This window comes from Hylemonella gracilis, from assembly GCF_004328645.1.
GTDB classification, from domain to species: domain Bacteria; phylum Pseudomonadota; class Gammaproteobacteria; order Burkholderiales; family Burkholderiaceae_C; genus Hylemonella; species Hylemonella gracilis_B.
This window is the reverse complement of the sequence record NZ_CP031395.1, coordinates 657,438-680,057: the sequence shown is the minus strand read 5'-3', so window position 1 is coordinate 680,057 and position 22,620 is coordinate 657,438. Positions and strand designations below refer to the sequence as shown.

Annotated in this window: 20 protein-coding genes, 1 pseudogene and 1 riboswitch; of the genes and pseudogenes, 15 read left to right on the top strand and 6 right to left on the bottom strand. The window is 65.7% G+C overall.

The window, feature by feature from the left end:
• The first annotated feature begins 97 nt into the window (after window positions 1-97).
• Both DW355_RS03355 and DW355_RS03350 read left to right on the top strand, forming a co-directional pair.
• A pseudogene (locus DW355_RS03355) lies at window positions 98-1,295 on the top strand (acyl-CoA dehydrogenase).
• Between the two features lie 2 nt (window positions 1,296-1,297).
• Complete coding sequence (locus DW355_RS03350; RefSeq protein WP_131277947.1) at window positions 1,298-2,557, top strand: CaiB/BaiF CoA transferase family protein; 1,260 nt, start codon at window positions 1,298-1,300, stop codon at window positions 2,555-2,557.
• Between the two features lie 66 nt (window positions 2,558-2,623).
• On the opposite strand, the gene DW355_RS03345 is transcribed toward DW355_RS03350, so the two are convergent.
• Window positions 2,624-3,793, bottom strand: coding sequence for a hypothetical protein (locus DW355_RS03345; RefSeq protein ID WP_131277946.1), 1,170 nt, complete (start codon window positions 3,791-3,793; stop codon window positions 2,624-2,626).
• A 370-nt stretch (window positions 3,794-4,163) separates the two neighbouring features.
• On the opposite strand from DW355_RS03345, the gene DW355_RS03340 reads away from it, so the two are divergent.
• On the top strand, window positions 4,164-5,150 hold the full coding sequence (locus DW355_RS03340; protein ID WP_242671289.1) for a tripartite tricarboxylate transporter substrate binding protein: 987 nt from the start codon (window positions 4,164-4,166) through the stop codon (window positions 5,148-5,150).
• A gap of 86 nt (window positions 5,151-5,236) precedes the next feature.
• A complete protein-coding gene (locus DW355_RS03335) occupies window positions 5,237-6,223 on the top strand; it encodes a M14 family murein peptide amidase A (RefSeq protein WP_242671288.1) in 987 nt (328 codons plus the stop codon).
• Between the two features lie 42 nt (window positions 6,224-6,265).
• Here the strand turns inward: DW355_RS03335 and DW355_RS03330 are convergent, their stop codons facing one another.
• A complete protein-coding gene (locus DW355_RS03330; RefSeq protein ID WP_131277944.1) occupies window positions 6,266-6,688 on the bottom strand; it encodes a universal stress protein in 423 nt (140 codons plus the stop codon).
• A 146-nt stretch (window positions 6,689-6,834) separates the two neighbouring features.
• Entirely contained in the window at window positions 6,835-7,812 is a 978-nt protein-coding gene (locus tag DW355_RS03325) for a LysR family transcriptional regulator (protein ID WP_131277943.1), read from the bottom strand.
• Window positions 7,813-7,948: 136 nt separating this feature from the next.
• Here DW355_RS03325 and DW355_RS17850 point away from each other — a divergent pair, with 136 nt between their 5' ends.
• Both DW355_RS17850 and DW355_RS03315 read left to right on the top strand, forming a co-directional pair.
• Window positions 7,949-8,608, top strand: coding sequence for a hypothetical protein (locus tag DW355_RS17850; protein ID WP_207388072.1), 660 nt, complete (start codon window positions 7,949-7,951; stop codon window positions 8,606-8,608).
• Window positions 8,609-8,903: 295 nt separating this feature from the next.
• Window positions 8,904-9,575 carry a hypothetical protein gene (locus DW355_RS03315; RefSeq protein ID WP_131277942.1) on the top strand — a complete coding sequence of 224 codons (672 nt, stop codon included), beginning with the start codon at window positions 8,904-8,906 and terminating at the stop codon, window positions 9,573-9,575.
• Between the two features lie 95 nt (window positions 9,576-9,670).
• Here DW355_RS03315 and DW355_RS18335 read toward each other — a convergent pair whose 3' ends face one another.
• From DW355_RS18335 to recQ, 3 genes are all read right to left on the bottom strand, one after another.
• Entirely contained in the window at window positions 9,671-9,802 is a 132-nt protein-coding gene (locus DW355_RS18335) for a hypothetical protein (RefSeq protein WP_278249371.1), read from the bottom strand.
• 136 nt (window positions 9,803-9,938) lie between these two features.
• Window positions 9,939-10,172, bottom strand: coding sequence for a DUF6356 family protein (locus tag DW355_RS03310; RefSeq protein ID WP_131277941.1), 234 nt, complete (start codon window positions 10,170-10,172; stop codon window positions 9,939-9,941).
• A gap of 112 nt (window positions 10,173-10,284) precedes the next feature.
• Window positions 10,285-12,144: a DNA helicase RecQ gene (gene recQ, locus DW355_RS03305; protein ID WP_207388071.1), complete on the bottom strand. Its 1,860-nt coding sequence runs from the start codon at window positions 12,142-12,144 to the stop codon at window positions 10,285-10,287.
• 70 nt (window positions 12,145-12,214) lie between these two features.
• On the opposite strand from recQ, the gene DW355_RS03300 reads away from it, so the two are divergent.
• From DW355_RS03300 to hutC, 9 genes are all read left to right on the top strand, one after another.
• Window positions 12,215-13,288, top strand: a complete 1,074-nt coding sequence (locus DW355_RS03300) for a homocysteine S-methyltransferase family protein (RefSeq protein WP_131277940.1) — start codon at window positions 12,215-12,217, stop codon at window positions 13,286-13,288.
• Between the two features lie 212 nt (window positions 13,289-13,500).
• Complete coding sequence (locus tag DW355_RS03295) at window positions 13,501-14,472, top strand: TerC family protein (RefSeq protein ID WP_131277939.1); 972 nt, start codon at window positions 13,501-13,503, stop codon at window positions 14,470-14,472.
• Between the two features lie 36 nt (window positions 14,473-14,508).
• Window positions 14,509-15,582 carry an RNA methyltransferase gene (locus tag DW355_RS03290; protein WP_131277938.1) on the top strand — a complete coding sequence of 358 codons (1,074 nt, stop codon included), beginning with the start codon at window positions 14,509-14,511 and terminating at the stop codon, window positions 15,580-15,582.
• A gap of 19 nt (window positions 15,583-15,601) precedes the next feature.
• The gene (locus DW355_RS03285; RefSeq protein ID WP_131277937.1) at window positions 15,602-16,024 is read left to right on the top strand and encodes a PACE efflux transporter; all 423 of its coding nucleotides are present in this window, start codon (window positions 15,602-15,604) and stop codon (window positions 16,022-16,024) included.
• 9 nt (window positions 16,025-16,033) lie between these two features.
• Window positions 16,034-16,110: riboswitch (S-adenosyl-L-homocysteine riboswitch) on the top strand.
• Between the two features lie 22 nt (window positions 16,111-16,132).
• Window positions 16,133-18,871, top strand: a complete 2,739-nt coding sequence (gene metH / locus DW355_RS03280; RefSeq protein WP_131277936.1) for a methionine synthase — start codon at window positions 16,133-16,135, stop codon at window positions 18,869-18,871.
• Between the two features lie 321 nt (window positions 18,872-19,192).
• A complete protein-coding gene (locus DW355_RS03275) occupies window positions 19,193-20,149 on the top strand; it encodes an ABC transporter substrate-binding protein (protein ID WP_131277935.1) in 957 nt (318 codons plus the stop codon).
• 4 nt (window positions 20,150-20,153) lie between these two features.
• Window positions 20,154-20,987 (top strand): ABC transporter permease, encoded by an 834-nt coding sequence (locus DW355_RS03270; protein WP_131277934.1) that lies wholly within the window; start codon window positions 20,154-20,156, stop codon window positions 20,985-20,987.
• Window positions 20,984-21,796: an ABC transporter ATP-binding protein gene (locus DW355_RS03265; RefSeq protein ID WP_242671287.1), complete on the top strand. Its 813-nt coding sequence runs from the start codon at window positions 20,984-20,986 to the stop codon at window positions 21,794-21,796. The genes DW355_RS03270 and DW355_RS03265 overlap by 4 nt, the downstream gene beginning before the upstream one ends.
• A gap of 14 nt (window positions 21,797-21,810) precedes the next feature.
• Entirely contained in the window at window positions 21,811-22,581 is a 771-nt protein-coding gene (gene hutC, locus DW355_RS03260; protein WP_207388070.1) for a histidine utilization repressor, read from the top strand.
• The last annotated feature ends 39 nt before the right edge of the window (window positions 22,582-22,620 follow it).

Sequence of the window (22,620 nt, the reverse complement as noted above, 5' to 3'; positions counted from 1 at the left end):
CCGCATGCTTGACCGACAAATATGCGTTTGCCGCGGCCCGGCTTGCGCACTACCATGCCTCCACATTTCGACCGCCCATCTTTCGAGGAGACCGCGCATGGCCGACAAAGCCACCTTCCACTGGAACGACCCCTTCCTGCTCGACCAGCAGCTCTCCGAGGACGAACGCATGGTGCGCGACGCGGCGGCGGCCTACTGTCAGGACCAGCTGGCGGCGCGCATGCCCCTGGCCTTTCGCGAGGAAAAAACCGATGCCGCCATCTTCCGCGAGATGGGTGAACTGGGCTTGCTCGGCCCCACGATTCCCGAAACCTATGGTGGCCCAGGCCTGAACTACGTGGCCTACGGCCTGATCGCACGCGAGGTCGAGCGGGTGGACTCGGGTTACCGCTCCATGATGAGTGTGCAGAGCTCGCTGGTGATGCTGCCCATCTTTGAGTTCGGCACCGAGGCGCAGAAGCAGAAGTACCTGCCCAGGCTGGCCCGGGGCGAGTGGATTGGTTGCTTCGGCCTGACCGAGCCGGACCACGGCTCCGATCCGGACTCGATGGCAACGCGTGCCTACAAGACGGCGGGGGCTACCGGCTCAAGGGCAACAAGATGTGGATTTCCAACAGCCCGATCGCGGACGTGTTCGTGGTCTGGGCCCGCGAGGTGAGCGAGGGGGGCAGCTCGGACCCATCCGCGGCTTTGTCCTCGACAAAGGCATGAAGGGCCTGAGCGCGCCGGCCGTGCACGGCAAGGTGGGTCTGCGGGCTTCCATCACCGGCGAGATCGTGATGGACGATGTCTTCGTGCCGGAGGACAACGCCTTCCCCGAGGTGCGGGGGCTCAAAGGCCCGTTCACCTGCCTGAACAGCGCGCGCTACGGCATCGCCTGGGGCGCGCTCGGCGCGGCGGAAGACTGTTGGTTCCGCGCCCGCCAGTACGTGCTGGACCGCAAGCAGTTCGGTCGCCCGCTCGCGGCCAACCAGCTGATCCAGAAAAAGCTGGCCGACATGCAGACCGAAATCTCGCTGGGTCTGCTGGGCTGTCTGCGTCTGGGCCGCATGAAGGACGAAGGCACGGCGGCGGTGGAAATCACCAGCATCCTCAAGCGCAATTCCTGCGGCAAGGCCCTGGACGTCGCGCGGTTGGCGCGCGACATGATGGGGGGCAACGGCATCAGCGACGAGTTCGGCGTGGCGCGGCACCTCGTCAACCTGGAAGTGGTCAACACCTACGAGGGCACGCACGACATCCACGCGCTGATCCTGGGTCGCGCACAGACGGGAATTTCTGCATTCGCGAACTGACCATGAGTGACAAGACCGCCTTAGGGCACATCAAGGTCCTGGACCTGTCCCGCGTGCTCGCGGGGCCGTGGTGCACGCAGATGCTGGCCGATCTGGGCGCGGACGTGATCAAGGTCGAGAAACCCGGTGAGGGGGATGACACGCGCCAGTGGGGGCCGCCCTTCGTGCGCGACGCGCAGGGCCAGGCCACCACGCAGTCCACCTACTTCCTGGCCTGCAACCGCAACAAGCGCTCCCTCACCCTCGACATCGCCACGCCCGAGGGCCAGGCGCTGATTCGTCAGATGGCCGCGCGGAGCGACGTGCTGGTCGAGAACTTCAAGGTCGGGGGGCTGAAGAAATACGGGCTGGACTACGACAGCCTGAAGGCCATCAACCCCCGCCTGATTTACTGCTCGATCACTGGCTTTGGCCAGGATGGTCCGTACGCGCAGCGTGCCGGGTACGACCTGATGATCCAGGCCATGAGCGGCATGATGAGCATCACTGGCCGACCCGATGGCGAGGTGGGCGGCGGACCGCTGCGCGTGGGGGTGGCCATCACCGACCTCTTCACCGGCCTCTACGCGGCCAATGCCATCCTCGCCGCCCTGACCGTGCGCGACAACGCCAAAACGGGCACAGGCCGGGGCCAGCACATCGACATGGCCCTGCTGGACGTGGGCATGGCCGTGCTGGCCAACCAGGCCACGGCCTACCTCAACACCGGCGAGATCCCCCAACGCCAGGGCAACAGCCACCCCAGCCTGGCGCCGTACCAGGACTTTCCGACCGCGGACGGCGCCATGCTGCTGGCCATCGGCAACGACGGGCAGTTCCAACGCTTCTGTGTCGCGGCAGGCCAGCCTGACTGGGCGAACGACCCTCGTTACGCGAGCAACACCTTGCGCGTGCGGCACCGCGAAGTCTTGATTCCGCTGTTGAGCGCGTTGACGCGCACGCGCCGTACCGCGGATTGGGTGGCACTGCTGGGTGACCAGGCCGTGCCCTGTGGGCCAATCAACGACATCGGCGCGGCCTTCGCCGACGCGCAGGTGCAAGCGCGTGGCCTGCGGTTGAGCCAGTCTTGCAGCCCGGCCGCCCGCACGCAACTGCAGGTGGACGCCTTTCACACCGTGGCCAGCCCCTTGCGTCTGGCGGCCACGCCGCCAGTGCTGCGCAATGCGCCGCCCTTGCTGGGCGAACACACGGACCAGGTGCTGGCCGAGCTGGGGCTAGAGGCCGCGCGCATCGCGGCTTTGCGGCAGGCTGGCGTGGTCTGAGTCGGCGGGTCGCACCCGTGCCCGAGGTCCGGGTGCTGGCGCGCGCAGGCCTGGACCGCCGCCGTGTCAGACCATCAGGTCCAGGTGCTGCATGGTGCCGGCGCCGCCGTCGTCACGGAGGTAGAGGCCAGTGCTGCGCAGTTGCCCCAGAGTCTCCTGCTTGGCGTCACGCACTTCAAAAGGCGTTTCTGCCTTGCCGAGGTACAGCGCACCGACTTGCCGCGCCGCTAGCGTGTCCAGCCGGGGGCTGAAGTCGCCGGCGGTATCCAGGCCGGGTGTCCAGACGCGCAGACGCTCAAAGACGGCGTCGTTCTCGTCGATCCAGCCATTGCCATCATCGTCGTAGCGCGCCAGATCGGCAAAGCCGTCGCCGCTGCGCATGCCGAACAGCTCGCGACCGTCGTCGATCTGGCCGTTGCCATCCAGGTCCAGGGCGAGATAGCCAAAGTTGCTGCCGGGCAGGGGCAGCTCCTCGGTCTGGCCATCGCCGTCCAGATCGAAGCTGAAGCGCTGCGATTGCAATTGCGCCGCCGTGCCGTCGAAGTTGAGGATCAGCGGGTCGACCGGGCGTAGCGCGTCGCCGGCGCGCAGCGAGACACGGCTTTCCTCGACGTACTGCCTTTGCATCAGCAGCGTGAGGTCGAAGCGAATCTCGCGTCCGTCCGCCGTGCGCACCACGCCTTGGGCGCTGAACTCGGTCTGCTCGGTTTCGACGTGGATGTCATGCCGGTCGTAGGTCATGCCCCAACCCGCAGGCGGCGGGGCGGCGGGGTTGGCCGATGCCGTGGCCGCAGGGGTTTGCGAGGTCGTAACCGGGTCGGCGGCTCGCGGGTCGCGCAGCGACTCGGCCGAGAACACGCGCACGGGTCGGCCGGTCAGGCGTTCAATCAGTGAGACCAACATGCGCAGGCGCGGCTCAATGCCGTCGTCCGAGGCTTGCTCGCTTGCGGCAGCCCGGGCTGCGCCGGTCGCCGAGGATGCGTCTGCGACCAGCGCGGCTGCGGGGGAAGGTTTTGCGCCACCTTCGGCTTGCGCGCGGGCCGCGAGCGCCTGGGCTGTCAGTGAGATGGTGGCGACGCTCAACGCGGACGAGGTGCCATCCACCAGGAGGTTGCGGCGGCTGGAAGGCGCCGAGGCCGCGTCACCGACCCAGGCGCGCAGGGTCTGGGAAGACCGACTCCACGCGGCGGTTTCGTGCTTGGCGTCCAGGTGGATCGTGGAGTTAGAGATCTTCATGTCGCTTGTATCGACCGATTGGCGCAGGACTTGACGGCGCCCGCGCAAAAAACTTGAGCGTGAAAATCAGCACAAAACCCAGGTTGTTCGCGATCAAGTTTCAGTGTGAGTGACCGCGTGGGGTGAGTGAGGGCCGCAGCCACGGCCCGCTGAGCTGAAGGCGACACCCCGCGGCAGCGCTCCGACGCAGAATGGTTCGGGCAGTGCGCTTGCACACTTGGCATGCGTCACCTCAACACAGACAGGAGGCAACATGAATCACCCGGCAGCATGGGGTGGCCCCTCGAATCCGAATTCCGCGCGTGCGCAAGGGGACGGGACGAAGGGCGCAAAAGATCAACCTAGCGAAGACGGTGTCGGCGACGCAGGGGTGCCGGCTCGCCGTCATGTCCTGCGGCGCGGGCTGGCCTTCACCACGGCCCTGGCGGCGCCGGCCCTGGTCAGTCCCTGGGCGCGGGCGCAGGACAGGTTCCCGAGCCGCCCCCTTACCCTGATCACCCCTTGGCCTACCGGTGGCAGCAGCGATGCCGTGATGCGTGCATTCGCCGAGGCCGCCAGCCGGACGCTGGGCGCCACGGTGGTCATCGACAACAAGCCCGGCGCGGGCGGCACCTTGGGCGCGGCGGCCATGTTGAACAGCCGGCCCGACGGCTACACGCTCACGCAATTGCCCTTGGGTGTCTACCGTTTTCCTCACATGCAGAAAACGGCTTTCCATCCAGTCCATGACCTGACGCACATCATTTGCCTCACAGGCTACACCTTCGGCCTGGCCGCGCGCCCCGACGCTCCGTACCGCACGCTGCAGGAAATGGTGGCTTATGCGCGCGCCCATCCCGGTCAGGTCAACTACGGACACACCGGCACGGGCACCACGCCGCATCTGGCGATCGAGGAGTTCGCGGGCAAGGCGGGCATCACGCTGCAGGACATTCCGTACAAGGGCTCGGCGGAGATCCTGCAGGCCATCCTGGGTGGGCACATTCCGCTGATGAGCGGCACGGCCGAGTTCGCCCCGCACGTGTTCGCGGGCCGCCTGCGTTTGCTGGCCACGTTGGGCAGCCGACGCAACAAGGCCTTCCCGGACGTGCCGACGGTCAAGGAAAGCGGCTGGGACACGGTGAGCGAATCGCCTTTCGGCATCGGGGGCCCCAAGGGCATGGACCCGGCTCTGGTGCGGCTGCTCCACGATGCCTTCAAGAAGACCTTGGACGACCCACGCGTGCTGGAGACCCTGGACAAGTTCTACATGCCGGTGGTCTACATGGGGACGGTGGACTACCAGGCCTATGCCGAACGCACCTACCTGGCCGAAAAGACCACCATCGATCGCTTGCGCGCCGCAGGGAAAATCTGACGACAGGCAGGCACCGGGACGGGTTCTAGAATCCCACCATGGGCTTTTGGAACAGGACAGATGCGGGCGACCCTGCCGCAGGGTGGATGCCCGCATGCTTTGTATGGGCCGCCGTGGTGCTGAGCGCCTGGGCGGCGTGGCCGGGTGGCGCGGACGCGCAATCCGCAGACCCTCCGCAGATGCCGGCCCCATTGGCCGCGCAGCCAGCGTCGACAGCGACACCCGCGCCCGCTTACGCGACCCTGGTGGAGCGCGACCTGCCTCCGCCCCTGGAGCAGCGCAAGGGCAAGGTCTGCGACGAATTCTGGACGCGGCTGCCGAACGTGACCTGGGCGCTGTGCGAAGCCGCCGAGTTGCAGCCCGGCGAAGGGCGCAGCGTGCGCGGGCGACCCATCTACGTGCGTGACGTGCAGCCCACCGCCGAGCAGCGCCTGCGGGTGCTGGTCATTGGTGGCATCCATGGGGACGAGCTGTCTTCGGCGTCCGTGCCGTTGCACTGGATCCAGTTCGCGAAGGCGGAGCCGGAGCAGGGCATCCTCTGGCGCTTCATTCCCGCCTTGAATCCGGATGGCCTGTTCGATCGCCCTTCCCGCCGCGTGAACGCCAACGGGGTGGATTTGAACCGCAACTTTCCCACGCCGAACTGGGAGCATGACGCCACCCATTACTGGACGGTGCGCACCCGCAAGGACCCGCGCCGTTATCCCGGCGTGGAACCCTTGAGCGAGCCGGAATCACGGTACTTGTTCGAGGAGATGCAGCGCTTCCGGCCGCATCTGATCGTCAGCATCCATGCGCCCTACGGCGTGCTGGACTTCGACGGTCCCCAGGAGCCGCCGCGCAAGCTCGGGCGTCTGAGCTTGAATCAGCTGGGCGTGTTCCCGGGTTCGCTGGGGCACTACGCAGGCGTGCACAAGGGCATGCCGGTCGTGACGGTGGAACTGGTCAGCGCCGAGTTGACACCGCGCAATGTGGAGATCCGCCGCATGTGGGACGACCTGCACCAGTGGATGGGCATCACCCTGGCGCAGGCCGATGCGGGGGAAGACGTGCCGCCCCGCCTGCGGCGCTGAGGCACGATCCGCGCCTCAGGCCGTCAGCGACGGCGTCGCGGTTCAACGCACGATCAGCACTGGCACGGCGCAGTTGGCGAGCACCTTGGTGGCCACTGAGCCCAGGATCAGGTTGCCCAGCGTGCCGTGGCCGTGTGAGCCCATGACCAGCAAATCGAACTTGCCGCTTGTCGCCAGCTTGGCGATCAGCTCACCCGCGTAGCCCACCTTCCAGTCCGCCTTGGGCGTGATGCCTTGCTGGGCCAGGAACTTGGTCACGGGCTTGAGCACCTTCTCGGATTCCTCGGCGTAATATTTCTCCACGATCTCCTTGCCCAGGGCGGCCTTGGCCCGCGGCGGCAGGGGCGCTTGCGCCGTGAACAGCACGTACTGGTGGCCGGTGCCCAGCAGGGTGTCATTCGCGGCCAGGTAGGCCAGCATCTTCTTGGTGTATTCGCTGCCATCAACGGCCAGGAGGATCTTCATGGGAGTTTCCTTTCGTGAAGTTGTTGCCAATGACGACCGAGGGCTCGCTGCCCAGCGGGTGGAGCTCGGGTCAAGTGTCTCCGCTCCCGGAGTATCCGGCAAGCACGCCATGCCGTGCGGGGTTTCGCGAGGCTTTTTGCGTTGTGTCAAGAAAGCGAGGGTGAGGGCGAAACCACGTTCTGCTGTGGCAGCCGTGCCATCACGCCGCGCAGCCAGGCATGTGCCGGGTGATGGCGCAGTCGGCGATGCCACAGGGCGTCCACGTGGATGGCCGGCACGGCGAAGGGGAGCTCGCGCAGCACCAGATGGTCGGCGATGCCGGTGGCGTTCACGAAGTGCTGGGGCAGCACGGTCAGCAGGTTGGAGCCGGCCACCACTCGCCCGGCGGTGAAGAACTGGTTGACGGTGAGCACGATGTTGCGGCGCAGCCCCAGGCCCTGCAGCGCCTCGTCGATGAAGCCCCAGGGCCGGCCCGAGAAAGTCACCAGCAGGTGCCGCGCCGCGCAATAGCGCTGGGGCGTCAGTTCCTGTTCGGCCAGTGGATGCCCGCGCCGCATGACGCAGACGTAGTGACTCAGGTAGAGACGCTGATGTTCGTAGGGCACGGTTTCGCCGGCTTGGGCCTGGGCCGTGAGAGCGGCCATCACGGCCGGGAAATAGCCCACCGCCAGATCGGCTTCTTCCTCGTCCAGCAGCCGGCGCGGGTCACGCGTGGTCAGCGGGACCACGCGAATGGACACACCGGGTGCTTCCTGATCGAGTACGTGCACCAGGCCGGGGATCAATTCAGCCGCGGTGGCATCGGCCATGGCCAGCACGAAGGTTGTCGTGGCCTCGGCCGGCACGAAGTGTCCGGGGGCCAAGGTTTCCTGCAGTTGTCGCAATGCCTGTTGCACGGCTGGCCACAGGGCCATGGCGCGCGGAGTGGGCTCCAATCCCTGGCCGTTGCGGCGCAGCAGCTCGTCCCCCAAGGCTTCGCGCAGGCGTCGCAAAGCGTTGCTGACGGCGGGTTGAGTGAGCGCAAGCTTCGATGCAGCCTTTGTAAGGCTGCGCTCCGTCATGACTTCATTGAAGACCCGCAGGAGGTTGAGATCCAGTGTGCGGAAATTGAGTTGCTCAGGCATGGCGGGTGGCGCAATAGTACATCACCATTATGAATACCAAATATCAACAATATAAAGTTGAGTCGCATAAGAGAAAACCCTAGTATTGCAACCAATCCAACCGCCGCAACACCCCATCACTTAGTAGGGAACCACCATGACTACCAACAGCTTCATTCATCTGGACTATCCCCGCAGCCATCCTGGCGCGGATCGCCTTGAGCGCACGGTGGACGCTGCGGGACAGGTGATCGCCCGTTTGCACAAGAACCTCAGCGACTCGCGCGGTCTGGGCGTCGTGCTACTCGCCGCCATGGTCGCCACGCTGCTTGTGGTGACCGATCAGCTCGTGGACACCTGGGCTGATGGCCACCTGATGGCGGCCTGGGTGCTGACCTGGGTGGTTGGTTTTTCCGCCATCGCCCTGCTGGCGCCCATGGCGCGCGCCCTCGCGGGCCGTGTCGTTCAGGGCCTGGACACCTGGTCGCGCAATGTGGCGCATCGCCGCGCCGATGAGCGCCTGTGGGCGCTGGCTGGCAAGGACCCGCGTGTGATGGCCGACATCCGCGCCGCGGTGCTGCGTGAGGAAGTGGCCCTGGAAGCGGGCAAGAGCCCGGCTGCCTTGAAGAACGTCCTGGGCAACACCGGTTCTGGTGGCGGCCAGGGCCCGGAACTGGGCCAAGGCGCCAGCAAGAACAACACTGCCCTGGACATCAACGCCGCCGAATTCGTCTCTGCCCTGGCCGCCAGCCGTGGTCTGCGTCCTGAAGTTGCGGCCCGTCTGTCGCGCCTGAGCCGCCGCATCTGGAACGAGTGAGCCCCCGCGGGTGGATGGTCTTGGGGCCTGTGTCCCCGGGGCCAGCCCGAAGCCCCTGGGGTATGAGCAGCGGCGGCGGGCGGTTTGGACGCCCGTCGCAACCTTGAAGCCACCGAGAGCCGGTGGCTTTTTGTTTTTTACGCTTGTTTACTAGACCGCGCGGCCTTCTCTGCGTGAGAATAAGGGCGTCGTTGGATCAGGGGTCGATTTGTCAAGGGCTTGCTCCCCCCGGCGTCAATAAATAGCAAATGTATGAATCCGGCGGGCGAGCCCAGCCATCGAAAGTTTCAACAGCGTGTCTTCTTCATCCAAGCGCACCATTTTTTCCGAGATGACGCCCAGCATCGTCATCACTGACCCCATTCCGCTGTGGAAAGCCTGGGCCAAGTCTTTTTTCAAGCTTGGCCTTGTCGTGGTGCTCTGTGCCATCAGTTTTTATGCGGGGCGTTATTACCAACCCGGACTGCCCAGCGGCGGCGATCTGGCCTATTCCACGCAGCTCGAAGTGGACGGCGTGCCGCAGGCGGTCACCGTGCCGGACAAGCCGGCCGCGGTCTCGGCAGCCATCGCGGCACCGCAGCCGCGCGAGGCCGACGGGACCCAGCCCCTGGCCGACGTGCTGGCCTCGCATTCCCTTGAAGGTCTGCAGGTCCAGTCTCTTCAGGTCGCGCGCAATGGCGCGGTGCCCGGGCAGCTGAACTACACATTTGAACTGGTCAATAACGGGCGCCTGTTTGAAGGGCGCTACGAATTTCTGGTGCTGGGGCTCAAGGAAGGGCGGCCGGAACAGCAGGTCATCACTTCGGAGAATGCTTCCGACCCCAACTACCGTCTGCGCGTGGCGCGTTACCTCAAGATGGATGGCAAGCTCATCCTGCCCGCGGGGCTGCAGGCACAGGCCGTGGTGCTGAGCCTGCACGAAACAGCGGGCGTGCGGGCCAGCCGGGGCATGGAACTGGCGCGCTGACCACACGCGGTATCCGCAAAGCGAAGGGGACCCAACGGGTCCCCTTTTTTCTTGGCGCGAATCGATCGCGCCGCGAGGTCTGCGTGAACCTGGCCTCAGGCCATGAACACGGCAATGAAGGCCAGCAGGAAAATCAGCAAGCCGCCGAGCAGGGGGATCACCACCGGCGCGGTGTGCGCGATCTGCTCGATCGGATCGTGGGTGGCAGGGGACTGATGCTCGGACATGGGTTTCCTCGTGATCGACTCGTAGGGACGCGAAACATTCTAACCGAGCAAAACGCAAGCGCCAGTCGGCAACTACCCGCAGGTTTCAGGGCTGGGCGCCAAAGGCCTTGAGGGCCATCCGCATGGGCCGTCAGGTTCAGCGGCCGACCGCGGGCGATCGCGCACGGTTCGTGACCATGCGTGCATGCAGGCGGATGACGATCCGACTCGCGGTCCGGGGAAAGAGGAAGGGCAGCAGCGCGTGCAGGAACACGCAGGCCCCGGCGAGTAGCAGGGGCCCGGCGAAGGACAGGGCCGAGCCCAGATGCTGCAGGTAGTTCTCGCCCACGGTGGCAGGGTGTTCGGTGAAGAAGCGGTGCAGGGGTTTCATCGGCGCCAGCTTAGACGGGGGGCTGGGGAAATGGTTTGCCAAATTCCTGCATTTCTTGGTTTCAAGGACATTGATTTCCTCAAAACACCTATCCAATGAAATTATTTGCCCCTCATGGCGCCTGCCCATTCGCGCAGACTCGCAGCACATCCTCGCCGTAAGCCTCCAGCTTGCGTGCGCCGATGCCCCCGATCTCCTGCAGTTCGTCCAGGCTGCGGGGCTGGCGGCGGGCGATTTCCGCCAGGGTGGCGTCGTGGAAGATCACGTAAGCCGGCAGGTTGTGTGCCCGGGCCACTTCGGAACGCCAGGCCTTGAGGTTGATGAAGCGCGCCTGCGCGTCGACGTCCAGATCCTGTGCCGCCGGGGCCGTCACTGCGGCGCGTCGGCGATTCCGGGTCGGTGCCGGGTCCGCCACCGACTCACGCAGTCGTACCTGCACCTCGCCCTTGAGCACGGCGCGCGAGGCCTCGGTCAGACGCAAGGTGTTGAAGGCTTGGGCGTCCACCGCTACCGCGCCGATGGCGATGAGCTGGCGCAGTACCGCGCGCAATTCGCTTTCGCTGGCATCCCGTGCGATGCCGTAGGTGCTGAGGTTTTCGTGGACGTATTGCCGCACCTTGTCCGTGTCCTTGCCGCGCAGGATGTCCATCAGGTGTCCCGCGCCAAAGCTGATGCCGCTGGCATGCTGGACGCGGTAGATGCAGCTCAAGAGCTTGCGCGCGAGTTCCGTGCCGTCGCGAATCGCGGGCGGGCTCAGGCAGTTGTCGCAATTGCCACAGGAGGTGGAGTGCTCGCCGAAGTAATGCAGCAGTCGCACTCGCCGACAGTCAGTCGCTTCGGCCAGCGCGAGCAGGGCGTCGAGCTTGCCGCGCAGCACCTGCTTGAATTCTTCGGCCGCGGGGCTTTCGTCGATCATGCGGCGTTGGTTCACCACGTCCTGCAGGCCATAGACCATCCAGGCGTCGGCGCGCTCGCCATCGCGACCTGCGCGGCCGGTCTCCTGGTAGTAGCCCTCGATGTTCTTGGGCATGTCCAGATGGGCGACGAAACGCACGTCCGGTTTGTCGATGCCCATGCCGAAGGCGATGGTCGCCACCATCACCAAGCCTTCCTCGCGCAGGAAGCGGTCCTGGTGGCGCTGGCGTACCGAGGCGTCCAGGCCCGCGTGGTAAGGCAGGGCGTGGATGCCCGCGTCCACCAGTTGTCGCGCCACTTCCTCGACGCGCTTGCGCGACTGGCAGTAGACGATGCCTGCGTCGCCCTCGTGCTCACGCTCGATGAAGCGCAGCAACTGTGTCAGGCCGTCTTTCTTCTCGACGATGGTGTAGCGGATGTTGGGGCGGTCAAAGCTGCTGACGAACTGCCGCGCCTCCTGCAACTGCAGCCGCTCCACGATGTCCTCGCGCGTCAGTGCATCGGCCGTGGCGGTGAGGGCGATGCGTGGCACGCCGGCAAAACGCTCGTGCAGCACGCTCAATGCGCGGTACTCAGGCCGGAAGTCGTGGCCCCACTGGCTGACACAATGCGCTTCGTCGATGGCGAACAAGGCCAGTTTCCCGCGCTCGCGCAGCGCGTCCAGCAAAGCCTGGAAGCGCGGCGTGGTCAGGCGCTCGGGCGCGGCGTAAAGCAGGGTGAATTCGCCGCGTAGCAGTTGCTTCTCCACCTGCGCGGCCTCTTCGCCACCGAGGCTGGAGTTCAGGAAGGCCGCTTCGACGCCGGCTTCATGCAGCGCGCCCACCTGGTCGTGCATCAGCGCGATCAGGGGCGACACCACGATGGTCACGCCCAGCCCGGCCTGCTGGCGCGCGATGGCGGGGATCTGGTAGCAGAGCGACTTGCCGCCGCCCGTGGGCATGAGCACCAGGGCATCGCCTCCGGTGGTGACGTGGTCCACGATGGCCTGCTGTGGGCCGCGAAAAGCCGAATAGCCGAACACATCGTGCAGGATGCGCGCGAGCGGCAGGTCGTTCAAGGGAGGGTGCGGCGCGTTCAAGAGGGGTTCCGGGCTGTGGCCTGATTGTCGCCTCCCTACAATGTGGCCCATGAAACCGCTCGCCTACACCCGTGCCCGCGAACTGCCCGACGTACTGCGGCGGCGCATCGCCATCCTCGATGGCGCGATGGGCACCATGATCCAGCGCTTCAAACTGAGTGAAATGCAGTACCGCGGGGAGGGTGGGCCCGCCGAGGCCTTGGCACGCTTCCGTGATTTCCCGCGCGACCTCAAGGGCAACAACGAGCTGCTCTCGCTCACCCGCCCGGACGTGATCTCTGCCATCCACGAAAAATACCTCGCCGCGGGCGCTGACCTGATCGAAACCAACACCTTCGGCGCCACCCGCATCGCGCAGTCCGACTACGACATGGCGGGCCTGGCGCGCGAGATGAACCTCGCCTCAGCCCGCCTCGCGCGCGCGGCCTGCGACCAATTCAGCACGCCGGATCAACCGCGTTACGTGGCCGGCGCGCTCGGCCCCACGCCACGCACGGCCAGCATCAGCCCCGACGTCAATGACCCGGGCGCGCGCAATGTCGATTTCGAGGAGTTGCGCGCTTCTTATTTCGAGCAGACCGTTGCCCTGATCGAGGGCGGCTCGGACGTCCTGCTGGTCGAGACCATCTTCGACACGCTGAACGCCAAGGCGGCCCTGTTCGCCGTCGAGGAAGCCTTTGACGCCACGGGCGAACGCCTGCCCATGCTCATCAGTGGCACGGTCACCGATGCCTCCGGCCGCATCCTCAGCGGACAGACCGTCACCGCTTTCTGGCACAGCGTGCGCCACGCCCGCCCGCTGGCCGTGGGTCTGAACTGCGCGCTTGGCGCGACGCTGATGCGGCCCTACATCCAGGAACTGGCCAAGGTTGCGCTGGACACCTTCATCAGCTGCTACCCCAATGCTGGTCTGCCCAACCCCATGAGCGACACCGGCTTCGACGAAACGCCGGACGTGACCAGCCGCCTGCTGCACGAATTCGCCGCCGAGGGGCTGGTCAACATCGTGGGTGGCTGCTGCGGCACCACGCCCGAGCACATCGGCGCGATCCGGCAGGCCGTGGTGCCCGTGCCCGCACGTCCACTCGGTGCTGTTGGCCCCTTCTATCGGGAAGCTGCCTGACCCCACGCTGGCTGGGGGCTTGGGCGCGACGGCACAATCGCGCTTCCCATCAAGGGGAGTAGTCAAGCGACAGGTCCGGCGCCACGCCGGTTCAGGTCGACGGGGTTCCGTCAGTACGCCGCTTCATCGCGGCCGGGACCCCGGCCCGGGCACCACGCCCGGGTCCGGCAAGACCTTGCGGGTGTTGTTCAACACTGCAAGCGAGGTTTCTCATGCAAAGCATTGCGCCACTCTGGCTGTGGCTGGTTTTTGTCGCCTTCGTTCTGGCGGCGCTCTTCGTCGACTTCGTCGTTCTCCGTAAACAGGGCGCTCATGCCGTGGGCGTCAAGGAGGCCCTCAACTGGTCCCTGATCTGGATCGGCCTGAGCCTTATCTTCAACGCCTTGCTCTGGTGGGCGGTGCTCGAGGCCAGCGGCTCGCGCGAGCTGGCGCATGAGAAGTCGCTCGAATTCCTCACCGGCTACCTGATCGAGAAGAGCCTGGCGGTCGACAACATCTTCGTCTTCCTGATGATCTTCACCTACTTCGCGGTGCCGTCGGCCTACCAGAAGCGGGTGCTGATGATCGGCATCGTTGGCGCCATCCTGCTGCGCACCGTGATGATCCTCGCGGGCGGCTGGCTGCTCGCGCAGTTCCACTGGATCCTCTACGTCTTCGGTGCTTTCCTCGTGCTGACCGGCCTCAAGATGTGGTGGGCTGCGGGCAAGGAAGGCAGTCTGGACGACAACCCCGCCCTGCGCCTGTTGCGCCGCGTGATGCCGGTGAGCCAGGGTTTCGACGGCGAGAAGTTCTGGACCGTCGAGAACGGCAAGCGCATCGCTACGCCCCTGCTCATGGTGGTCGCCCTGGTCGGCCTGACCGACGTGATCTTCGCGGTCGATTCCATTCCGGCCATCTTCGCGATCACGCAGGACCCCTTCATCGTGCTCACGAGCAACGTGTTCGCCATCCTCGGCCTGCGCGCCATGTTCTTCCTGCTGCAGGCCGTGGCCCATCGCTTCCATCTGCTGAACTACGGCCTGGCCGTGATCCTGGTCTTCATCGGTGCCAAGATGATGCTGATCGATGTCTACAAGATCCCGGTCACGGTGTCCCTTGCGGTGGTGGTGGGCATCCTGGCTGTGACCATGGTCTGGAGCGTGCGCACTTCGTCCAGGCAGGCGCAGGCCAAACGGGTAAGCTAAGGGGCCGGGCCCCCGTCGGGGCCCTGGTTCCCGCCCATGCAGATCGATACCCTGCGCCGGCGCCTGCGGGCGCTGGGCGCCAATCCCCGTCACGAACACCGCGTGCTGCGCCTGTGGTCCCAAGCCAAGCCGCAGGACGACGGCCCACGCCCGATCGAGAACTTCCTGCCGGCCACCCTGCGTGCGGCCCTGCCGGAGATCACGCGTGATCTGGCCGCGCTGGCGACCCTGCATGCAGAACACCCCGGTGAGGACGGCTCGCGGCGGCAGGTCGTGGCGCTGGCCGATGGCCAGTTGGTCGAGAGCGTGCTCATGCCCACGGCGGGGTCGCGTCAACGCGCTCCCACGCTGTGTGTCTCCACGCAGGTGGGTTGTGCCGTGGGCTGCGTGTTCTGCATGACCGGACGCACGGGCCTGATTCGCCAGCTCGGCAGCGCCGAGATCGTCGCCCAGGTGGCCCTGGCCCGCGCGTCCGCCACCGTGCGTCGCGTGGTGTTCATGGGCATGGGCGAACCGGCGCACAACCTGGACAATGTGCTGGAGGCGATCGATCTGCTGGGCACGGCGGGGGACATCGGGCACAAGAACCTGGTGTTCTCCACGGTCGGTGATCCGCGGGTGTTCGAGGCCTTGCAAAGTCGGAGCGCGGACCAGGTGCGCCCCGCCCTGGCTTTGTCCCTGCACACCACGCGGGCCGATCTGCGCGCGCAGTTGCTGCCGCGCGCGCCGCGCCTGACGCCCGAGGAACTGGTGGAGGCGGGCGAGCGCTACGCGCGCCTCACCGCCTACCCCATCCAGTACCAGTGGACCCTGCTCGAGGGTATCAATGATGGTGACGAGGAAATCGAAGGCCTGGCGCGCCTGCTGCAAGGCAAGTACGCCATACTCAACCTCATTCCCTACAACGCGGTGGACGACCTGCCCTACCGGCGTCCCACATCCGAAGCGGCCCTGGCCATGGCGCGCAGTCTGCATCAGCGCGGCATCCTGACCAAGCTGCGTCAGTCGGCCGGGCAGGACGTGGACGGCGGGTGCGGCCAATTGCGCGCGCGCGCCATCCAGACGCGGCCGCAGGGCGGCCGCCGCGTGATCGCCGTCGCGGCCACCTGAATCAGCGAAGAAAGCATCCATGCAAGGCATCCGACGCAAGATCGTCTACGTCGCCCTTTACGAGGCCATTGCCATTGCTATCTGCACCGTGGGCTTCGCCCTGGCTTCGGGCCAGGGCGTGGGCCGGGCCAGCGCGCTGTCGGTCGCCTGCTCGGTCACGGCGGTGCTCTGGAACCTCGTGTTCAACCACGCCTTCGAGCGCTGGGAAGCCCGTCAGTCGGTACGCGGTCGTAATTTCGGGCGGCGCGTGGCGCACGCGCTGATGTTCGAGGGTGGCCTAGTGCTGGTGCTGGTGCCCCTGATCGCCTGGTGGCTGGGCGTGAGCCTGTGGCACGCCTTGGTGATGGATCTGGGGTTGGTGCTGTTCTTTCTGGGCTACACCTTTGCCTTCACCTGGGCCTTCGACCGGGTGTTCGGCCTGCCTGCCACCGCCGCCCCTTAAAATCACGCCTGTTCCAAGGAGCGTTGCAGCGCACGGGCCCGTGCGTCAGGCTTGGGACCTTCTTTTCGCAACGACGCTCACCTGACTCCGTTTTTTCGCAGGTGAGCCGTGTCCGAAGTTTCTCTTCCTCCTCTCAAGCTGTCCGGCCTGGAACCCTTGGCCATCGGACCGGGTTCGCTCTTCGTCAACATCGGCGAGCGCACCAACGTTACCGGCTCCAAGGCCTTTGCCCGCATGATCCTGAACGGCCAGTTCGAGGAAGCGCTGGCCGTCGCGCGCCAGCAGGTCGAGAACGGCGCCCAGGTGATCGACGTCAACATGGACGAGGCCATGCTCGACAGCCAGGCTGCCATGGTGCGTTTCCTGAACCTGATCGCCAGCGAACCCGACATCGCCCGCGTGCCGGTGATGATCGACAGCTCCAAGTGGAGCGTGATCGAGGCCGGTCTGCGCTGCATCCAGGGCAAGGGCATCGTCAACTCCATCTCCATGAAGGAGGGCGTGGACGAGTTCAAGCGCCAGGCCCGACTGGTCAAGCGCTACGGTGCGGCCACCGTGGTCATGGCTTTCGACGAAACAGGACAGGCCGACACCTATGCGCGCAAGATCGAGATCTGCGAGCGTGCCTACCGCATCCTGGTGGACGAGGTGGATTTCCCCGCCGAGGACATCATCTTCGACCCCAATATCTTCGCCATCGCCACCGGCATCGAGGAACACAACAATTACGCGGTGGACTTCATCGAGGCCACGCGCTGGATCAAGCACCATCTGCCGGGCGCCAAGGTCAGTGGGGGTGTTTCCAACGTCTCCTTCAGCTTCCGTGGCAACGAGCCGGTGCGCGAGGCCATCCACACGGTGTTCCTCTACCACGCCATCAAGGCCGGCATGGACATGGGCATCGTCAACGCGGGCATGGTGGGCGTCTACGACGACCTGGATCCGATGCTGCGCGAGCGGGTCGAGGACGTGGTGCTCAATCGCCGCGAGGACGCGGGCGAGCGCCTGGTGGAAATCGCTGAAAGCGCCAAGGGTGCGGCCAAAGACGAAGGCAAAAAGAACGAATGGCGCGCCCTGCCCGTCGCCCAGCGCCTCAGCCACGCCCTGGTGCATGGCATCACCGACCACATCACGGAAGATACCGAGGAGGTCTACCGCGCCATCGTCGCCAAGGGCGGTCGGCCGCTGCATGTGATCGAAGGACCGTTGATGGACGGCATGAACATCGTGGGCGACCTGTTTGGCGCGGGCAAGATGTTCCTGCCCCAGGTGGTCAAGAGTGCGCGCGTGATGAAGCAGGCCGTGGCCCACCTGGTGCCCTACATCGAGGAAGAAAAGCGTCTGCAGCTGGCGGCGGGCCAGGACGTGAGCGCGCGCGGCAAGATCGTCATCGCCACCGTCAAGGGCGACGTGCACGACATCGGCAAGAACATCGTCACCGTCGTGCTCCAGTGCAACAACTACGACGTCATCAACATGGGCGTCATGGTGCCGGCCCATGAAATCCTGGCCAAGGCCAAGGCTGAGTCCGCGGACATCGTGGGCCTGTCCGGCCTGATCACGCCCAGCCTGGAGGAGATGCAGTATGTCGCCGCCGAGATGCAGAAGGACGAACATTTCCGCAGCCGCAAGACGCCGCTGCTGATCGGCGGCGCCACCACCAGCCGGGTGCACACCGCCGTCAAGATCGCGCCGCATTACGAAGGCCCCGTGGTCTATGTGCCTGATGCCTCGCGCAGTGTCAGCGTGGCGCAGGGCCTGCTCTCCGAACAGGCGGCCACCTACATCGCCGAGCTGAAGGCGGACTACGAGAAGGTACGCACGCAGCACGCCAACAAGAAGCAAGCCGCGCTCTGGACGCTGGAACAGGCTCGCGCCAACAAGACGCCCATCGATTGGCGAGGCTACACACCAGCAAAACCCAAGTTCATCGGTCGCCGTGTGTTCAAGAATTTCGATTTGGTGGAACTGGCGAAGTACATCGACTGGGCGCCTTTCTTCCAGACCTGGGACCTGGCGGGCGCTTACCCGGCCATCCTGCAGGACGAGGTGGTGGGCGAGCAGGCGCAGAAAGTCTATGTGGATGGCCAGCGCATGCTGCAGCGACTGATCGAAGGTCGCTGGCTCACGGCCAGCGCGGTGGTGGGCCTCTACCCTGCCGCCAGCATCAACGAGGACGACATCGCGCTCTACACCGATGAAAGCCGCGCGCACGAAGCGCTGGTTTGGTATGGCCTGCGCCAGCAGACCGAGAAGCAGGCCGATGTGGGCGAGGATGGACGCAAAGTCTTTCGCCCGAGCCGAGCCTTGGCTGATTTCGTTGCGCCGCGCGACAGCGGGGTGGCCGATTACGTAGGTGTGTTCGCCGTCACGGCCGGCCTGAACATCGAGAAGAAAGAGCAGCAGTTCATCGACGCGCACGACGACTACAGCGCCATCATGCTCAAAGCCCTCGCCGACCGCCTGGCCGAGGCCTACGCCGAATGCCTGCACCATCGCGTGCGCACCGACCTCTGGGGCTACGCGTCGCAGGAAAAGCTGGGTAACGAGGACATGATCGCCGAAAAATACCAAGGCATCCGCCCCGCCCCGGGTTACCCGGCTTGCCCGGACCACAGCGTCAAGCGCGACATGTTCGCGCTGCTGCAATGCGAAGACATCGGCATGAGCCTGACCGAGAGCCTGGCCATGATGCCCGCCGCCAGCGTCTCGGGATTTTTCCTCGCGCATCCCGAGGCGCGTTATTTCAATGTGGGTCGCATCGGCGAAGACCAGTTGCACGATCAGGCGCGGCGACGGGGCCTGAGCGAGCAGGCTTTGCAGCGCCTGCTGGCGCCTAACCTCTGAGGCTCTGAGACGCCGCGCACGGACCTGCGTCACTGGTCTGTCTGCTCGAACTGGCACGGCTTGTGCTGAACTGAGCGCACCTTTCCTAGCACAGGCTTGTCTATACAGCAAGATGGTGCAGGTCCGTATTCAAACTGCCCCAGGCTGGGGCACCATACACCGGACCGGTGCTGACTCTCGACGCGAAAGCCGTCTGGAGACGGTGGGGCGGATTGTTGAGCACGCTTCATCTTGTATAGACAGGTTGGGTCAATCAGACCTCTGGGCCGGGTTTCCGTGCCGCGCAAGCGGTCCTTCTTTTCTCAGGCAAAGGAAATTTGTATGCGCAAGTCCCTCGTGAAATCCGCGGCCCTGCTGGCCTCGGCCCTGCTGGTCGCCGGCGCCGTCCAGGCGCAGGACACCAAGATCGCCCTCGGCATGTCGGGCTGGACCGGCTTTGCCCCGCTGACGCTGGCCGACAAGGCCGGCATCTTCAAGAAGAACGGCCTGGACGTGGAAATCAAGATGATTCCGCAGAAGGACCGCCACCTGGCCCTGGCCGCCAAGGCCATCCAGTGCGCGGCGACGACCGTGGAGACCCACGTCGCCTGGAACACCAACGGCGTGCCCATCGTGCAGATCTTCCAGATGGACAAGTCCTACGGCGCCGATGGCCTGGCCGTGCGCAACGACATCAAGAGCATCGCCGACCTCAAGGGCAAGACCGTGGGCGTGGACGCGCCTGGCACCGCGCCTTACTTCGGCCTGGCCTGGATGCTGAGCAAGAACGGCCTGACCATGAAGGACGTCAAGACTGTGACGCTGTCGCCCCAGGCCTCGGCCCAGGCTTTCGTGACCGGCCAGAACGACGCCACGATGACCTACGAGCCCTACCTCTCGACCGTGCGTGCCAACCCGGCCGCCGGCACGATCATCGCCACCACCCTGGACTACCCCATGGTGATGGACACGGTCGGCTGCGCCCCGGACTGGCTCAAGGCCAACCCCAAGGCGGCCCAGGCCCTGGCCAATTCGTACTTCGAGGCCCTGGCCATGATCAAGTCCGACCCGGCCAAGGCCAACGAGATCATGGGCTCGGCCGTCAAGCAGACCGGCGAAGCCTTCGCCAATTCGTCCAAGTACCTGCGCTGGCAGGACAAGGCCGCCAACCAGAAGTTCTTCGCGGGTGAACTGCAGGCCTTCATGAAGGACGCGGCGGCCATCCTGCTGGAAGCCGGCGTGATCCGCAAGCTGCCGGACAACTACGACGCCATGTTCGACACCAGCTACATCAAGTAAGTCCATGACCACGTCTCCCGTCATGTCGGCCAGCGTCGCGCCCGCGCGGCGCAAGCGCCGTGGCCTGGCGCCCCTGCAAGCGGTCAGCGCGCGTGCGCGCTGGCTGCTGGGCCTGGGCTTCTTCGTCGTGTTCTTCGGTGTCTGGGCGTTCTTCACGCTCGGCGGTTATGTCTCGTCCACCTTCCTGGCCAGTCCGCTGACCATGGCGAGGGAAGGCTGGCTGCTGTTCACCGAGTTCAATTTCATCCACGACATCGGCATGACGGTGTGGCGGGTCTTCGGCGGCTTCCTGCTGGCGGCCGTGGTCGCGGTGCCCCTGGGCATCGCCATGGGCGCGCACAAGGGCGTCGAGGCCTTTCTCGAACCCTTTGTGTCGTTCTGCCGTTACCTGCCGGCCTCGGCCTTCATCCCCTTGCTCATCCTCTGGGCGGGCATCGGCGAGCTGCAGAAGGTGCTGGTCATCTTCATCGGCTCGGTGTTTCAGATCGTGCTGATGGTCGCGGTCACGGTCGGCGCGGCGCGCAAGGACCTGGTCGAAGCCGCCTACACCCTGGGCGCCAGCAACCAAGGCATCGTCCAGCGCGTGCTGATCCCCGGCGCGGCGCCCGAGATCGCCGAGACCCTGCGCCTCGTGCTGGGCTGGGCCTGGACCTACGTCATCGTGGCCGAGCTGATCGGTTCGTCCTCGGGCATTGGCCACATGATCACCGACAGCCAGGCCCTGCTCAACACCGGCCAGATCATCTTCGGCATCATCGTGATCGGCCTCATCGGCCTGGTTTCCGATTTCGCCTTCAAGGCCCTCAATCGCCGCCTGTTCGCCTGGAGTTCGCTGTGAGTGCCTCGGTCCCTACTTTCCCCAAGCCGTCCGTGCAGCTGTCCATCCAGGGGGTCTCGCGTGTCTTCACCAGCCCCAAGGGCGTCCAGACCCAGGCGCTCACGCCCATCGATTTCGAGGTGCGCGAGAACGACTTCGTCACGATCCTCGGTCCCTCGGGCTGCGGCAAGTCCACGCTGCTGCGCATTGTCGCGGGGCTGGACCAACCCAGCACCGGCCAGGTGCTGTTGGATGGCCAGCCCGTGGAAGGCCCCGGCGCCGACCGTGGCATGGTGTTCCAGAGCTACACGCTGTTTCCCTGGCTCACCATCGAGCAGAACATCCGTTTCGGTCTGCGTGAGCGCGGCCTGCCCGAGGCGCAACAGAAGGAACGTTCGGACTATTTCATCGCCAAGGTCGGCCTGCGCGGTTTCGAGCAGCACTTCCCCAAGCAGCTCTCGGGCGGCATGCAGCAGCGCACGGCCATCGCGCGTGCGCTGGCGAACGATCCCAAGATCCTGCTGCTGGACGAGCCCTTCGGCGCGCTGGACAACCAGACCCGCGTGCTGATGCAGGAACTGCTGCTGGGCATCTGGGAGTCGGCGCAGAAGACCGTGCTCTTCGTGACCCACGACATCGACGAGGCCATCTTCATGGCCAATCGCGTGGCCGTGTTCAGCGCGCGACCCGGTCGCATCAAGACCGAGATCGCGGTGGACTTCCCGCACCCGCGCCACTACACGGTCAAGACCTCGCCCGAGTTCATGGCCATCAAGGCGCGGCTGACCGAGGAAATCCGCGCCGAATCCATGGCCGCCGCCGAGCACTGAACGCCTCGAATCGCATGACACGCTCCGCCGCCCCCTCCCGCCCACGCGCTGACGCCTCCGCGAGCTCGGTCGCGCTCTACCAACAGGTCAAGGACTACATCGCCCGCAAGATCCAGGACGGCAGCCTGCGCCCCGGCGACCGCCTGCCCTCGGAGCACGAGCTGGTGGCGCATTTCGGCATCGCGCGCATGACGGTCAACCGCGCCCTACGTGAGTTGAGCGAACAGGGTCGCATCGTGCGCGTGGCGGGCGTCGGCAGCTTCGTCGCCGAGGCCAAGCCGCAGTCCACGCTGCTGCAGATCGCCAATTTGGGCAGTGAGATCCGCGCCCGTGGCCATGACTACCGCTGCGACATCCTGGCGGTGGAGCGGGTCGCGGCCGCGCTGGACATCGCGGCGGCGCTGGACGTGCGCACCGGAGAATCGGTTTTCCACTCGGTCTGTGTGCACTTCGAGGACGGACTGCCCATCCAGCTCGAAGACCGTTACGTCAACCCGCGCGTGGTGCCCGACTACGGGCAGCAGGATTTCCGCCAGCAGCAGCCGTCGGAGTACCTGGTGCGCAACGTGCCTTTCGACGAAATCGAGCACGTGGTGGACGCGGTGCTGCCCACGGCCGAGCAGGCCTTGCAACTCCAGATGCCCGTCACCCAGCCCTGCTTGCTGCTGACGCGCCGCACCTGGACCCGCAGCACCCCCGTGACCCTGGTGCGCTGCCTGCATCCGGCCAACCGCTACCGACTGGGCAGCCGTTACCACGCCGACGGCAATCCCGTGCACACCTGACGCGACGCATCCTTGCTTCGTTCACCTGCTTCCGTATTC